This window comes from Peribacillus simplex (genome assembly GCF_001542915.1).
Taxonomy (GTDB): Bacteria; Bacillota; Bacilli; order Bacillales; family DSM-1321; genus Peribacillus; species Peribacillus simplex_B.
In genome coordinates this window covers 578,887-594,119 of the sequence record NZ_LNNH01000012.1, presented here as the reverse complement: position 1 = coordinate 594,119, position 15,233 = coordinate 578,887, and the positions used below count along the sequence as shown (strand labels likewise).

Sequence of the window (15,233 nt, the reverse complement as noted above, 5' to 3'; positions counted from 1 at the left end):
GATCTCGCGACTAAATGACCTGTGAGCAGTTTAAGTTCAAAAAAACAGCCTGTTGGCTGCCTGTAATTTCAATCGGGGAATCATACCAACGAAGGAGCCTTATGGGTTCTTCGTTTCTTTATCTTGTAGTTGCCTTATTTCGCAATGAACCGGATCTCGTAATCTTTGCCGCTGATATCCTTAAGTGAGGATTTTATCGATTCACCGTAGCGCTCTTCTAACCAATCTCTGGCGAATTCATTAGGTGCAACTAATGTCATTAGGCCATTTTCATCCGATGATACGAACACACCTTTAAACCATGTTTCGTAACTTGGCTTGCTGATCTTTTTCTGCATTTGCACTTTAACTAAAGAGAACAAGTCCTGTTCATTCGATATTTCCATATGTATGTGGCCATCTTCCGTCGGGGGTTTCGTTTCATTTTCCCGTGTTAAATGATCGATTATTTTCGTGACACGTCTTACCTCATGTTCAAGTGAAGTTTTTAGGTCTTTTAATTCCTTCATTAATATATCTTTATCATTCATTGTCCGCTCTCCTTGATGTCTGGTTAGGTATTTCCATTGAATTCAGTTCGTGTTCTAGTCTTATGAACCGAAACAGGACCATTATGCATACAGGAGGTCTCATGTATAGTTGATTCAAGAAAAGATGAGGAGATATTGTCTAGGAGAAGCAGCTGTATGATCTTCTTTGGTGAATCTCGTACACTGCAATTTATATGTTTGTTTTACATTTGCTGAAAACCAATCATTTCTTTTTCATGCCCTAGTAAATTCAATAGTTTATCTAATTCCTGACTAATATGTAAAGTGTTTGGTGCAGTGAATCCATACTTTAATGCGGTGGTTATTAATTCTTTCCTCAATATCTCGATTTTTTCATGTAATGCTTCCATACTATCCAATGCAAAATCCCTCGAGTACTATTTTTTTGGTATAAATTCTATTATTACATAAATTAGGATGTTTTTAAATGAAAAGTTAAGTATTTACTTATTTAAATAGTGTTCAATCCTTTGTAATGACAGCAACAGCCTTTTGGGTCCTGCATTTGACCCATTATCCATTTGGTATATGTAATGATTCAATAAATGATTCATGAAGAAAAATAAGACGAAGGTCTGTCATGATGTGTAAGAGTTCGTAGGTCGATGTCATTAATGGAGTGAACATCAGCGTTACTTTCGTATCGCTGGTACCAAAAGTCATGAATGTAAATCCCTAAATGAGGCATTCATTGTTTAACACTTCTTCATATATCATTAAAAAAATCCTTCTATACTTGAAGCAGATTCAACTATTAGGAGGGAAAGACCCATGAATAATGAGAGAGCAATGGAAGATTTAATGAAGAATTGGAGCGAACTAGGCAAGAATATGGACCGCAGGGATATTATCGAGGGAGCAAGCAAGCTTGCCGGGCTTTCATTAGGTCTAGCCCTTGCCCAGTCAATGGGCGGGATTGAAGTGAATGCAGCTCCTAAGTTCAGTGATTACCCTTTTACCCTCGGCGTAGCCTCAGGTGATCCGCTCCCGGATGGTGTGGTCTTATGGACAAGGCTGGCACCGGATCCGTTGAATGGAGGGGGAATGCCCAATGAATCCATCGCCGTTAAATGGGAAGTGGCCAAGGATGAGCATTTCAGGAAAATTGTCCAGCATGGTAAGGAAGTAGCCAAACCTGAGCTTGGACATTCGGTGCATGTGGATGTAAGCGGGCTAAAACCGGATAAGGTCTATTATTACCGGTTTAAAAGCGGCGGGGAAGTAAGTCAGATCGGGAGGACGAAAACACTTCCGTCAATTAGTTCAACTGTTTCAAGCCTGTCCTTCGCCTTTGTCTCTTGTCAGCAATTCGAGCATGGATATTATACGGCTTACAAGCATTTGGCAAAAGAAGATCTGGATCTTGTCTTTCACCTTGGAGATTACATATATGAATACGGGCCAAATGAATATATTGCCACAACAGGTAATGTTCGAGTACATAACAGTCCCGAGATCATCACCCTTGAGGATTATCGGAATAGATATGCCCAATACCGCTCCGATACTCATTTAAAAGCGGCACACGCTGCATTTCCATGGGTCGTGACTTGGGATGATCATGAAGTTGAAAATAATTATGCAAATGTCATCCCGGAAAAGGGACAATCCGTCGAGGCGTTCATCAAGCGAAGGGCAGCTGCCTATCAAGCTTATTATGAGCATATGCCACTTCGTAAATCGTCATTGCCTAAAGGAGCCGATATGCGCTTATACCGGAATTTCTCATATGGTGGCCTTGCTTCATTCTTTGTACTTGATTCACGTCAATACAGGGATGATCAGGCAAATGGCGACACGAGCTCACCGCAAACCCCTGAATCTCTTGATCCGAAGCGAACCTTGCTCGGACAAGAGCAGGAACAGTGGCTGACGGATGGTCTTTCAAATTCAAAAACGAAGTGGAACGTGCTGCCGCAGCAAATTTTCTTTGCCCAGCGGAATTATGGAACGCCTGCCGCGCCGAAATTCAGCATGGATTCCTGGGATGGATACCCGGCCGCACGTGACCGGTTGATAGATGTCATAAAAAGCAGCAACATCGAAAATCTGGTTGTATTGACCGGTGATGTACATGCAAGCTGGGCCGCCAATTTGAAACAGGACTTCAACGATCCCAATTCGCGCATTTTCGGCGTGGAGTTTGTCGGTACATCCATCACATCCGGGGGCAATGGGGCAGATATGCGTTCCGATACGGATAAAATACTAAGTCAGAATTCTCATATTAAGTTTTTTAATGATTACCGCGGTTATGTCCGTTGTCAAGTAACACCTGAACAATGGAAGGCGGATTATCGCGTAGTCCCATTCGTCACCGAACCAGGAGCCGACATATCGACAAGGGCCTCCTTCGTTTTTGATAAAGACCAAACGGGCCTACGAAAGGTGGCAGCCGCCCCGGTAACGGATGGTGTCAAAAAAACGAGCGAAGTCGAGGAGGACCGGACGCGCGCACATGGTCGAGCACATGAAAAGCAAAAAATGAAGCAGCGAGGCAAAGTTACGAATTGATGAAGCGTCAACGGAATAATGTATGCAAAAAATTTATTGAAAAAGGATTGGAGTGAATTTGGATGCTTTCTAATATTGGGATACCCGGGCTAGTCATCGTTCTCGTGATCGCATTGATCATTTTTGGACCGTCGAAGCTGCCGGAAATCGGCCGTGCCTTCGGTCGTACTTTAACCGAGTTCAAAAGTGCAACTAAAGGATTGGTGAATGATTCAGATAAAGAGGATGAAAATGAGAAAAAGGCAGCATTAAAAAAAGGATGAGTATGAAGAGATAAAGTGGGTGGAAAGGCTCGCCCGCTTCTTTTTCATATCGCAATCAGGAAATGTAAGCCTTTGATGAAGCCATCGATCAATAACGGGATTCTTGAAAAGGAGTGGTGAAGGTGGGGAGCAAGGAAGTACATGTTATGGAGCATATGGAAGAGCTCCGAAGCAGAATCATTAAAACGCTGATAGGATTTGTCGCTGCCTTCATAGTGAGTTTCATTTTCGTACAGGATATTTATGAGGTGCTCATTAAGGATATGGACGGGAAGCTTGCCGTGCTTGGACCAAGTGATATCCTCTGGGTATATATGATGATCGCTGCGGTTAGCTCAATCGCTGCAACGATCCCGCTGGCAGCTTATCAGTTATGGCGTTTTGTAGCGCCTGCGTTGAAACCGGAAGAGAGAAAAGTGACATTCCGTTTCATCCCTTGGTTGTTCATTTTATTCATAACCGGCATCTCATTCGGTTATTTTGTGTTGTTTCCCATCGTGCTAGGTTTCCTCACCTCCCTATCCGCGGGGCAGTTCGAGATAGTGTTCACTGCGGAAAAATATTTTCGGTTCATGATTAATTTGATCCTGCCATTTGGCGTTTTATTCGAAATGCCGCTTGTGGTCATGTTTCTGACCAGATTAGGAATCATTAATCCTACCGTGCTGAAAAAGTCACGCAAGATTTCTTACTTCGCTCTTGTTATCATCTCTATCGTGATTACGCCGCCTGACATCCTTTCGGATATTTTGGTCATCATCCCTTTGCTTATGCTTTATGAAATGAGTGTCCAGCTGTCCAATCTTGTTTATAGAAAAAGGCTTATGAGAGAGGGAGCAGCTCTATCTGTAATATGAAATGTATCTACCAATCTTTTGAAAAAAAACATTTCTTAGGAAATATTTAAAGGTATACAAAAAAGTTGAGGCGGGTATTCTCCTCAACTTTTTTGAGGGCAAAATAATACTTTGAGAAGTGATTAGGACAATCAAGCATCAATTCAAGCATCCATAATGGGTTTTCATCCATTGCCGGAAAAGATGCATAAACATGCCAAGCATGACCCAGGGCATGTTTATTTATTTTTTTGAAGGAGAGAGGATTCTTACTAGCGAATAATTGTAATCACCTGAATTTACAACGGCACTCGATCAAAAAACCTGCAATTTTACTCTAGCAACGTAAAATCCTGAATGATTCGAAATAAGTCGATGGAGTAATGAATGTTGATTTTATCATTACAGTATAAATACATATCGAGGTTCAAAATGTATGAAAGGAAAGGTGAGTACTCATGAAAGATTTCATGAAAATTATTGCAGGAAACATTTCGATGACTTTTGCTTATGCTTGCTTAATCGTGCCCAATGAAATTATCAATGGGGGCGTAACTAGCTCTGCGTTGTTATTGAATGCTTTATCGGGCTATGACCTGGCCCTGCTGGCTAATTTCGTTACCGGATTTTTGTTAATCATTTGTTTAGTTTTTTTAGGTAAAGAGTACTTCGTTAAGTCGATAGTAAGTTCGCTTAGTTATATGTTGTTTTTCAATATTTTTTATTCACTGAATATACGTTTTGACTTGAATATCGTTTTAGTCGTTCTAATATCGTCGATTTTGATAGCGGTAGGATACTATCTATGTATAACAGCAAATGCCACTACTGTTGGTTTTGATGTGATCGCGCTAATTTTACATCATAAAAATGAAAAAATAGATATTGCAGTGACAATAAGAATAATAAATCTAATTGTACTGGTCCTAGGGCTTCTTGTTTACGGTTATTCATCGATCATGAAGGGTGTTGCGTTTACCTTGCTCTTTTCATACTTTTTAAAGAAAATGCTGGATAGAAAGCAAAATTCGCTAAAGGCAGATAAGGATCATACAAAGGATGAGACTTCCAGAGCGAAAGAAATATGACACCTTTGCAGGATGTTGTATGTAGGCTCTCCACACATTGCAACTTCGATTTTCATTTCATTATCCAAATATTCTGATTTTGGATTGACTTTAAAAAAATCAGAGTGTATTATAACCATAGTAAGTGGTACTAACGTCATGACGTAGTGATGTTATTACCTCTTACAGAATTGGATAATAGGAAGGGGGAATAGTCATAGAGTCATATCCTGAGTTGTTTGAATAGGCCGAGGTTCCAAGCTCCACTTTCCTTGTGAAAATGTAAGGGACAGAAAGCGAAATCTTTACTTTTACATCGATGTAGTGATTATCTTTAGTTGATTCCCCAAAATATTGAAAGTTGGTGGAGGGTATGAAACATCAACAAGAAGAACTGAAACCAGGTCTGAAACAAAGACATTTAACGATGATATCATTGAGTGGAGTCATCGGTGCTGGTTTATTCGTTGGAAGCGGTATCATTATTGGTCAAACGGGCCCCGGAGCGATTTTATCATATGTTTTGGCAGGCTTGATCGTTGTTTTAGTCATGAGAATGCTTGGGGAAATGGCAACCGTAAATCCCAATACTGGATCATTTGCGGTTTATGCAAGAGAAGGAATCGGTGAATGGGCCGGTTTCACCACTGGTTGGTTATATTGGTTCTTTTGGGTTATCGTAATTGCATTGGAAGCGACAGCAGGAGCTGCAATCATACATGGCTGGGTTCCTTCCGTTCCGGTCTGGGTCATAAGTCTCTCGCTGATTATCCTTTTGAAGCTGACGAATATTTTTTCCGTTAAATCGTTTGGTGAGTTTGAATACTGGTTTTCCATCATTAAAATAATCAGTATCATCCTATTTCTTTGTCTGGGCGTTGCAGTGATCTTAGGTTTTATCCCATCGATAAAACCACCTGGTACCTCCAACCTTTTGAACTTTGGCGGTTTTATTCCAAATGGGATAAGCTCGGTACTTGTCGGGGTCGCCATTGTTTTCCATGCTTTTGTAGGAGTGGAGATTCCTGCAATTGCGGCTGGTGAAACGAGTGATCCAGTTAAATCAGTAAGAAGTGCATTGAACAGTGTGGTTTGGAGAATCCTGATTTTCTATATCGGATCCATTGCCGTACTAGTGACCCTTTTACCATGGAATTCGGCTTCCTTGCTGAAAAGTCCGTTTGTTGCCGTACTTGAAATGCTAGGAATTCCTTCTGCTGCCCTGATCATGAATATAGTGATTCTCATTGCATTGCTTTCCTGTTTGAATTCCGGATTATATACAAGCTCCCGTATGTTATTCTCCCTTGCACAAAAGGGTGATGCACCAAAGCTATTCTCAAGGGTGAGCAAGAACGGTGTCCCTATTCTTGCTGTCATCGGTTCTACATTATTTGCCTTCATCAGCACCATTTTCAGTTACGTCTCACCAGATAAAATCTTTTTCTTTTTAGTGAATTCCTCGGGTGGGGTCGGAATACTTGTCTATTTATCGATTGCGGTATCTCATCTCCGATTAAGGAAGAGGATGGAGAAAGAAAATCCAGGGGTATTCAAGATCAAGATGTGGTTATTCCCGTATTTAACGTACGCAACCATTCTTTCCATGGTTTCCGTGATCATATTGATGGCATTTATCGATTCCCAGCGTCCTCAGTTTATCTTTACCATGTTATTTAGCTTGATCGTAATTTGTTCTTTCTTTTTCATTCGACGAAGAAAAGCGAAATATATGGAGAGTGAATTAAATATGGTTCATGGTGCCCCCAATTCCGAAAAGTTATAGTTTTTAGCAAGGGCACTAAACCAGAATAGACTTAATTGAACTATAGTACAGATTGTTTTGTATACTTCTAAGTTATTCCTCAGATGAATTTCTTCAAGCACTTTTCAACTAGAATATGATACCCATAGAAAAAAGAGTGCCATGTACCAACAAGCATGAGGCGGCATTGTCTTTTAGGATCATGATGGAGGGATTATCTTGAATGTTTCCCGTTTATTGACCAATGGGCTCATCTTTGGCACCATGTTGCTGCTGTCAGCCTGTAACAATACGATAAAACCGGACGAACACAACCAAGAAAAAAATCCGGTTACAAATGAGAGGTCCGATAAAAGTGCAGCAGAGACCCAGGATGCAGAAGGTATTGAAACTGGTGTCGCCGAAGTCGTTCAATCAATAAATGCTTTGGTAACTGAAGGAAGTGCCGAGGCAGATCCAGAGAAAATTCAAGAACTGGGTAAAAAGGTCAGTTCCGATTGGGATTCGATAGAGAAGCAAGTGGAAGATGATTTTCCCGACTGGTATGAACGAATTGAGAAAAATCTCTACCCATTAATCGGGGAGTCAGGAAATCCTGAAAAAGACACAGAAAAAATCGAGGAACTCTCTAAAGCGGCGATAGAAGATTTACAGTTATTTTTGAAAGAAGTGAATTGAATGTACGGTATATTCGGATCCATCACAAAATGTTTTTTTTTGACGGGGAAAGAGATGGAGAAGGGAGAGGGGATTGGCTTGGGAAATGCAAAAGGACGGAACGAGGTACAGGCAGTAATATTCGATTGGGCAGGAACGACGGTGGATTATGGTTGTTTGGCGCCGGTTGAAGCATTTGTCGAGATATTCAGGATAAGGGAAATTGAAATTACCATCGAGGAAGCAAGGGAGCCCATGGGTTTATCGAAAATGGATCATATAAGGGAACTCTTGAACATGACTCGAATCCGGAATTTATGGATTGCTAAATTCGCGAAAGAACCGGACGAAGGAAATCTTGAATTCTTATATAAGGACTTTGAGGCTTTGCTTTTAAAGGTTCTCAAGGAAAATGCCAAACCTATACCTGGCGTAATTGAATTAGTCAGGCGTTTAAGGCAGCAAGGAATAAAAATCGGTTCGACAACAGGGTATACTCGTGAAATGATTAATATTGTTAAAGAAGAGGCGAAAATATGGGGTTATCAACCAGATTCCATCGTTGCGTCCAACGATGTGCCTGCAGGAAGGCCTGCACCTTGGATGTGCTTTAAGACGGCAATGGATCTCCAAGTATATCCACTCAGCAAAATCGTTAAAGTCGGCGATACGATCAGTGACATCAAAGAAGGCATTTCTGCGGGAATGTGGACGGTTGCCGTATTGAAAGGCGGCAGTGAAATTGGCCTTTCAGAAACAGAAATCAACGAAATGGATCCTTATGAGCTGCAATCCCGTATGAAAACTGCTGAAAACCGTTTTCTTAATGCAGGTGCCGATTTCGTGATTGATGAAATAGGCGATTTATTGGAGATCATTGATAGGATCGACTACAGATTGACCGAAAAAAAGGATACGTTTATTAGTTAAGTAGACGTTTGTTCATGAAGTCCTGCATGAATGGGGAAACTAAAATATTCAAAAAATTCAATTTATTGATTGACGGTTTGGTCAAATGGGAGTATTATACATCTTATAACTGGTACGGACGTCGCAACGTCGTTATCAGAAATAAATATAATTAAGGAGAATGCGCTATGGTCGAAACAAAAACGGTAAGGGGAACGAAAGTTAAAATGACACCAAGTGAAGCAATCGTTGAGACGTTAGTGGCCGAGGGAGTTAAACATATCTCGGGAATACTGGGATCTGCCTTCATGGATATGCTTGATTTATTGCCAACTGCAGGCATCCGTTTCATAGGTGTCCGCCATGAACAAAGTGCAGCACATATGGAAGATGCCTATTGTCGTGTCTCAGGTGTTGCCGGAGTCGTCATCGGGCAAAACGGACCGGGAATGACCAATATGGTCACCTCCGTTGCAGCGGCCAATCAAGCTCATACTCCAATGGTAGTCATCTCTCCTTCGGCTGGCACACCAACGGTTGGATGGGATGGTTTTCAGGAATGTGATCAAGTTTCCATCTTCAAGGCCATCACGAAAGAAACGGTGAGAGTGACACATCCAGGCCGGGTCGCTGATTGCCTTAGGACAGCATTTCGGATTGCCTATGCCGAGAGGGGACCGGTATTATTCGATATCCCCCGTGATTACTTCTATGGTGAAGTGGAAGATCAAATACTAAAACCACATCAATATCGCGTAGATGAAAGAGGTTGCGGGTCTTCTGCCTCCTTGAATAGAGCAGCGGAAATTTTGGCTGAGGCTGAGTATCCCGTGATTATTTCCGGCAGGGGAACGGTTGATTCCGATGGCATTGAGGAAATTAAGAATATTGCAGAATATCTAACAGCTCCGGTAGCTGTCTCCTATATGCATAATGATGCTTTTCCTTCTGAACATCCATTATCAGTCGGCCCGATCGGTTACATGGGTTCAAAGGCGGCCATGAATACACTTAAGAAAGCGGACGTCATATTGGCGGTCGGTACAAGATTATCAGTATTTGGTACGTTACCATGCTATGACATTGATTATTTCCCTAAAGATGCCCAAATCATCCAAATCGATATTAACCCAAGGCAAATTGCCAGAACACATCCCGTCGAAGTTGGAATCATCGGAGATGCCCGTGAGGCGAGTCGTGAAATCCTGAAACGTTTGAAGGCAAATAAACCTAACGTAAAACAAGAAAAAAATCGGATTGTCGAAGTAACGAATGAAAAACAAAAATGGGAAGAAGAATTGGTCAAACTTGCGATGATCGATGGAACACCGATCAATCCGCGTCGAGCCCTTTTGGAATTGACTAAGGTGTTGCCCGAAAATGCCATCGTCACTACTGATATCGGTAATGTATCGTCAACTGCAAACGCTTACTTGAAATTCAACCAGAGCAGAAGACATATCGCTGCGCTAACATTCGGGAATACAGGATTTGCTTACCCATCCGCACTAGGTGCCAAGTTAGCTGAGCCAAATACGCCTGTTTTAGCCATTGTTGGAGATGGGGCATGGGGGATGAGCTTACATGAAGTGAGTACGGCCGTTGAAGAAAACATCCCAGTCATCGCGTGCGTCTTCAATAATAATGCATGGTGCGCAGAGAAAAAGAACCAAGTGGATTTCTATAATAACCGTTTTGTAGGTGCGGACATCCAAAATCCTGATTTTGCAGAAGTTGCACGATCAATGGGTGCAGTAGGTATTAGAGTGGAAAAACCTGAGGAACTAGGGTCTGCCATAGAAAAAGCAATAAAATCAAACAAACCGACTGTCATTGACATCCAAGTGGATGGAACACAGTTAGCTCCTCCATTTAGAAAAGATGCATTAAAAATGCCTACTAGATTACTAGAAAAATATTCTCATTTAGATCATAAAAACTGGGATAAATGAGGGTGTGAAAGGTGTAACGGTGGCGCGATGACTCAATGAATAATAAGGGGGTTCAATTGTGAAGTTAGAAACTGAAACGAAAGACCTTGTTCAAATGGATAAAGATCATTTATGGCATGCAATGCATCGCTATAATGAAAAGGATGCTCCCATGATGGCTACGGAAGGAGCAGGCTCATGGTTCACGGATACTAAAGGAGATAAATATTTAGATGGAGTTTCCGGATTATGGTGCTTGAATCTGGGCCACGGACGGAAAGAAATCGCCCAGGCAGCCTATGAACAAATGATTAACTTATCTTATTTCCCTTTAACGTTAAGCCATAAGCCGGCCATCGAATTATCGGCAAAAATAAGTGAACACTTAAAGGGTCCGTATACAACTTTTTTTACGAACAGCGGATCGGAGGCGAATGAGACCGCATTCAAGATCGCTCGTCAATATCATTCTCAAAATGGAAACCCTGGGAAATATAAATTCATTTCCAGGTATCGAGCTTATCATGGTAATACGTTTGGCTCATTAAGCGCAACGGCACAAGCGAATCGGAGAGAGAAATATGACCCGGGTGTTCCAGGTTTCCTCCATGTGCCGCCGCCGTACAGTTATCGTAGTTCGTTTGGGGAAAACGTTGAAAACTCCGACCTTCTTGCAGCGGATTATATCGATCAGGTTATTAACTTTGAAGGCTCCAAAACGGTAGCTGGCGTTATTCTTGAACCATTCATCTCTGGTGGAGGGGTCCTTATTCCTTCAAAAGAATACTTAACAAAAGTTGCTGAAATCTGTAAGAAGCATGATGTACTTTTAATTGTGGATGAGGTGGTTTCAGGTTTTGGAAGAACTGGAAAAATGTTCGGGTTCATGCATTCAGATGAGGTTCAGCCAGATATTGTAACGATGGCAAAGGGTTTGACCAGTGGATATCTTCCACTTGGGGCAACAGCGGTGAATTCAAGGATTTATGATAAATTCAAAGGTGATGGTGATTTAAATCACTTTAGGCATGTGTCAACATATGGAGGCCATCCTGCCTCATGTGCAGTGGCTCTTAAGAATATTGAAATCATCGAAAAAGAAAGGATTGTTCAAAGAGTTGCCCAACTAAGTGAAACTAAGTTAAGTAAGCTCTTTGAATTGACAGCCCTTGATAAGGTCGGGGAGGTACGCGGGGTTGGATTTTTATATGGAATTGAATTAGTGGAAGATAAAAAATCAAAAACGCCAGTTTCCGATGAATTCATGGGGAAAGTAATAGGTTCATGTAAGGCTAAAGGGCTTATCATCGGCCGTAACGGAGATACAGTTCCTGGTTATGGGAATGTATTGATCATCGCACCGCCTTTATCTTCAACAAATGAAGATGTAGATTTTGTCATTGAAACAGTAAAATCCGTTTTATATGAATTATGCTAACCCGTAAAAGGTGATTGTCCCTAGAGACATACCGTAACCAATTAAAGAAGATGGGCATGATATGTCTAGTTGTTTTGACATCCATGTCCATGTTTTTATTTTATGTAGGGCCAAACCCTATAGGACCTGGACAATACCAATTAGGAGGAACTATGCAAACAAAGCGCAGGTTATTAGTGGTACTTGCACATCCCGATGATGAATCATTTCTGTGTGGCGGAACCATTGCCAAAATGTCAGAGCGTGGTATTCAAATAACTTTGTTATGTGCGACAAAAGGCGAAATGGGCAGACGCATGGGAAATCCCATTCTTACAACAAGGGAGTCATTGCCTGGACTTAGGGTAAGGGAGTTAAAAGGCGCTTGTGAAGAATTAGGGATCAAAGACCTGCGATTTTTACATGTAAGGGATAAAACGATTGAATTTGAATCGATTGATTTATTGGCGGAGAGAATCATAAAGGTGATTCGTGAAGTTCAACCGGATGCACTCGTCACGTTCCATGAAAAATATGGGGGACACCCCGACCATTGTGCGATTGGCCGTGCTGCCGAATATGCTTTTCTAAAATCCGGTGATCCCGATTTTTTTCCAGATCCCGTTTTTCCGGCTTTTAAGATCCATAGTCTGTACTTTGTCCTTTGGTACGCTTTTTATGAGGATTGGCTAAATAAAAACGGGCAGGGCAGTATCACAACAGTGAATATAACAGGAACTTTACAGAAAAAGATTCGTGCCCTAAGGTCCCATCGTTCCCAGACTTTAGCCGTTCCGGAATTGTGGGGGGACCATAATCCGAGCTTGCCTTTTTTAGGGGAAGTCGAGTATTTCATCAGAGGTTATTCTCCTACTAATATAGAAGAAACTGATCTTTTTCAAACGATTGAAAGGATGGGATGACCCGTATATTAGCTGTGGAAAGTCTGTGCTAGATGGAAAGGGGGAAGGAATGTATGGAATTAGAAAAATATGGGCCTCTGGGAGAATCCATTGAGGAGCCGAAAAAATTGAAATCACCGCTTCGTAATAGCAAGCTGTTATGGTTGAGCGGTATTGCCTTCACTTTTTTTATCGCCCTATTAGGCTTGGGGCTATCTGAAATTTCAGGATTCAATCGAATAGGACCTCTTGCGTGCTCGATCATCATCGCCGTTATTTATCGTCAAATCGCGGGATATCCAGAAAAATTCCGGACTGGGATTGAATTTTCCGCAAAAAAACTATTGCGTTTTGCCATTATTTTATACGGGTTGAGATTAAATATCGATGTGATTTTCAATCAGGGTTTGCCATTGTTGGTACGTGACATAGGGACAGTAACATTTGCCATCGTCGTAATGGTCCTGATTGCAAAGTGGTTAAAGGCGGATACATCCATTTCCCTTCTGCTTGCGGTAGGAACAGGGGTATGCGGCGCAGCAGCCATCGCGGCAATTTCTCCCATCGTGAAAGCTAAGGAAGAAGATACAGCCATAGGCGTCGGGATCATCGCTTTAATGGGAACACTATTTTCTATCATATACACCCTCATACGTCCGATTCTTCCGATATCGAATGTGGATTACGGTATATGGTCAGGGATCAGTCTTCATGAAATCGCCCATGTTGCATTGGCAGGGGCGCCTGCAGGTGAAGATGCGCTAGCGATTGCACTCCTTGCCAAATTGGGCCGTGTTTTTTTACTTATCCCATTATGTTTCATTTTTATGTATTGGATGAAAAAGCGGACAAAGGATAAAACGGGCCGTGGTGCAAAAATTGATTTTCCATGGTTTCTCGTTGGTTTTATTATCATGAGTTTAATCGGGAGTTATGTGTTTGGAACTTATATTACAGTATCACCTGCCGTAATGGACGGTATTTCTAAAACGACCACTTTTGTTTTGACAATGGCCATGATCGGTCTAGGACTGAATGTAAGCCTGCAGGCACTTCGCACAAAAGCCATGCGTCCCCTTATAGCCATGACGATGACTTCTTTGCTCCTTTCCATCATATCGTACTTTTTCGTTTAATATATGTATGGAAGCTTTCCATTGTTATCCCCCTTGATACCGAAAAAAGATCTACCCTGAATAGCCGTTGCTATTCAGGGCTTTTGACTACATAAAAATGAAACGGTTATTTACACCTGAACACGAATTGTGGTAAGGAAAGGTGAATTGTTGCCGTGTTTGAATATTATAACTATTTGGTTTACAATAAAAGAACTGATACGAACATTACAATGTCTTTATTTGTTTGGAGGAAATTTTATGGAGTTAGACTTTAATAATCCACTCCCTTTACATGCTCAATTAAAAACTATATTGGAAAATCAGATTTTGGATGGTTATTATAAGGACAAAATTCCGAGTGAAAGGGAACTCATGGATATGTATTCGGTCAGCAGGAGCACTGTACGGGAAGCAGTTTCCATCCTGGTCCGTGAGGGTATATTGGAAAAAAGGCATGGCAAGGGAACGTTCGTATCCCTTAAACCTGTACAGGAATGGCTTAAGATGATAAGTTTCACTGAGACTACAAAAAGCATGGGAATTAAATTACTTGATCATGGCCGTGTACGGACACCTGAAAATATAGCTGATGCAAATGGGTTTGAGGATGAATCATACCAAATCAAAAGGTTGCGTTTACAGGGGGATGTCCCCATAGCCATTGAATTGCATTATTATTCTTTGGAACTAGGGAAAAAATTGACCCAATTCGATTTGAGTACCACAGTATTGTATGATGCACTCGAAGGAGATTTAAACATTAACTTTTGTGAAGCGGAACAGATCATTACCTGTGGATTCCCAACAAAAGAAGATGCAGAGCATTTGGGTATACCCGAAACGATGTGCCTGCTGATTACGGAACGGATGATTTTTGATTCTGATGGTAATTTAGTAGAATATTATAAAGGGATATTCCGATCGGATATGTACTCATTCACTATGAAAATGTCCCGGAAGAACTGATTTTCCACAGGAAGTGACCTAAACCTTTCATTGAAGTAGAGAGGCTTAGGTCATTTTCGATCCTCGATCTGTGTAAAGGAATTTGCTGCCTGATGAAATAATGGTTCAGCCCCTCTCAAGACAATTCGGCCCCCCAGAAGCTCAAAACCAAGTCCTTAAACGCCTTTTATGCATACTTGTACACAAACATAAAACGAAACGATAACAAAGGTAAACAATACGGTTGCACACAATGATAAGTAAACGCATAGCTTCACCTCCTTATTGTCGTCAAGGGCTGACAGCGACTCACTACTCCAGACATGGCAAACGACAAATAGCGAACACGCAGGAAATT

At 41.4% G+C, this 15,233-nt stretch carries 14 protein-coding genes; 12 read left to right on the top strand and 2 right to left on the bottom strand.

Features of this window, described 5'->3' with window-relative positions:
* Window positions 1–134: 134 nt before the first annotated feature.
* Entirely contained in the window at window positions 135–530 is a 396-nt protein-coding gene (locus AS888_RS07925) for a DnaA N-terminal domain-containing protein (protein ID WP_061141602.1), read from the bottom strand.
* 203 nt (window positions 531–733) lie between these two features.
* Complete coding sequence (locus AS888_RS24955) at window positions 734–901, bottom strand: aspartyl-phosphate phosphatase Spo0E family protein (protein ID WP_100532630.1); 168 nt, start codon at window positions 899–901, stop codon at window positions 734–736.
* A 421-nt stretch (window positions 902–1,322) separates the two neighbouring features.
* Here AS888_RS24955 and AS888_RS07920 point away from each other — a divergent pair, with 421 nt between their 5' ends.
* From AS888_RS07920 to AS888_RS07865, 12 genes are all read left to right on the top strand, one after another.
* Entirely contained in the window at window positions 1,323–3,065 is a 1,743-nt protein-coding gene (locus AS888_RS07920) for an alkaline phosphatase D family protein (RefSeq protein ID WP_061141601.1), read from the top strand.
* Window positions 3,066–3,127: 62 nt separating this feature from the next.
* The gene (locus AS888_RS07915) at window positions 3,128–3,328 is read left to right on the top strand and encodes a twin-arginine translocase TatA/TatE family subunit (RefSeq protein WP_057913607.1); all 201 of its coding nucleotides are present in this window, start codon (window positions 3,128–3,130) and stop codon (window positions 3,326–3,328) included.
* 122 nt (window positions 3,329–3,450) lie between these two features.
* Window positions 3,451–4,185, top strand: a complete 735-nt coding sequence (gene tatC, locus AS888_RS07910; RefSeq protein ID WP_155645414.1) for a twin-arginine translocase subunit TatC — start codon at window positions 3,451–3,453, stop codon at window positions 4,183–4,185.
* Window positions 4,186–4,634: 449 nt separating this feature from the next.
* Window positions 4,635–5,252 (top strand): YitT family protein, encoded by a 618-nt coding sequence (locus AS888_RS07905; protein ID WP_221408571.1) that lies wholly within the window; start codon window positions 4,635–4,637, stop codon window positions 5,250–5,252.
* A gap of 352 nt (window positions 5,253–5,604) precedes the next feature.
* Window positions 5,605–7,017 carry an amino acid permease gene (locus tag AS888_RS07900; RefSeq protein ID WP_061141599.1) on the top strand — a complete coding sequence of 471 codons (1,413 nt, stop codon included), beginning with the start codon at window positions 5,605–5,607 and terminating at the stop codon, window positions 7,015–7,017.
* A gap of 198 nt (window positions 7,018–7,215) precedes the next feature.
* Entirely contained in the window at window positions 7,216–7,674 is a 459-nt protein-coding gene (locus tag AS888_RS07895; RefSeq protein WP_061141598.1) for a hypothetical protein, read from the top strand.
* A 54-nt stretch (window positions 7,675–7,728) separates the two neighbouring features.
* Window positions 7,729–8,583 (top strand): phosphonoacetaldehyde hydrolase, encoded by an 855-nt coding sequence (gene phnX, locus AS888_RS07890; protein WP_061141834.1) that lies wholly within the window; start codon window positions 7,729–7,731, stop codon window positions 8,581–8,583.
* A 167-nt stretch (window positions 8,584–8,750) separates the two neighbouring features.
* On the top strand, window positions 8,751–10,514 hold the full coding sequence (gene xsc / locus AS888_RS07885; RefSeq protein WP_061141597.1) for a sulfoacetaldehyde acetyltransferase: 1,764 nt from the start codon (window positions 8,751–8,753) through the stop codon (window positions 10,512–10,514).
* Window positions 10,515–10,572: 58 nt separating this feature from the next.
* On the top strand, window positions 10,573–11,931 hold the full coding sequence (locus AS888_RS07880; protein ID WP_155645413.1) for an aminotransferase: 1,359 nt from the start codon (window positions 10,573–10,575) through the stop codon (window positions 11,929–11,931).
* A 152-nt stretch (window positions 11,932–12,083) separates the two neighbouring features.
* Complete coding sequence (locus AS888_RS07875; protein ID WP_061141596.1) at window positions 12,084–12,833, top strand: PIG-L family deacetylase; 750 nt, start codon at window positions 12,084–12,086, stop codon at window positions 12,831–12,833.
* A gap of 53 nt (window positions 12,834–12,886) precedes the next feature.
* A complete protein-coding gene (locus AS888_RS07870; RefSeq protein ID WP_081092346.1) occupies window positions 12,887–13,948 on the top strand; it encodes a YeiH family protein in 1,062 nt (353 codons plus the stop codon).
* A gap of 240 nt (window positions 13,949–14,188) precedes the next feature.
* Complete coding sequence (locus AS888_RS07865) at window positions 14,189–14,896, top strand: GntR family transcriptional regulator (protein ID WP_061141595.1); 708 nt, start codon at window positions 14,189–14,191, stop codon at window positions 14,894–14,896.
* Window positions 14,897–15,233: the final 337 nt, after the last annotated feature.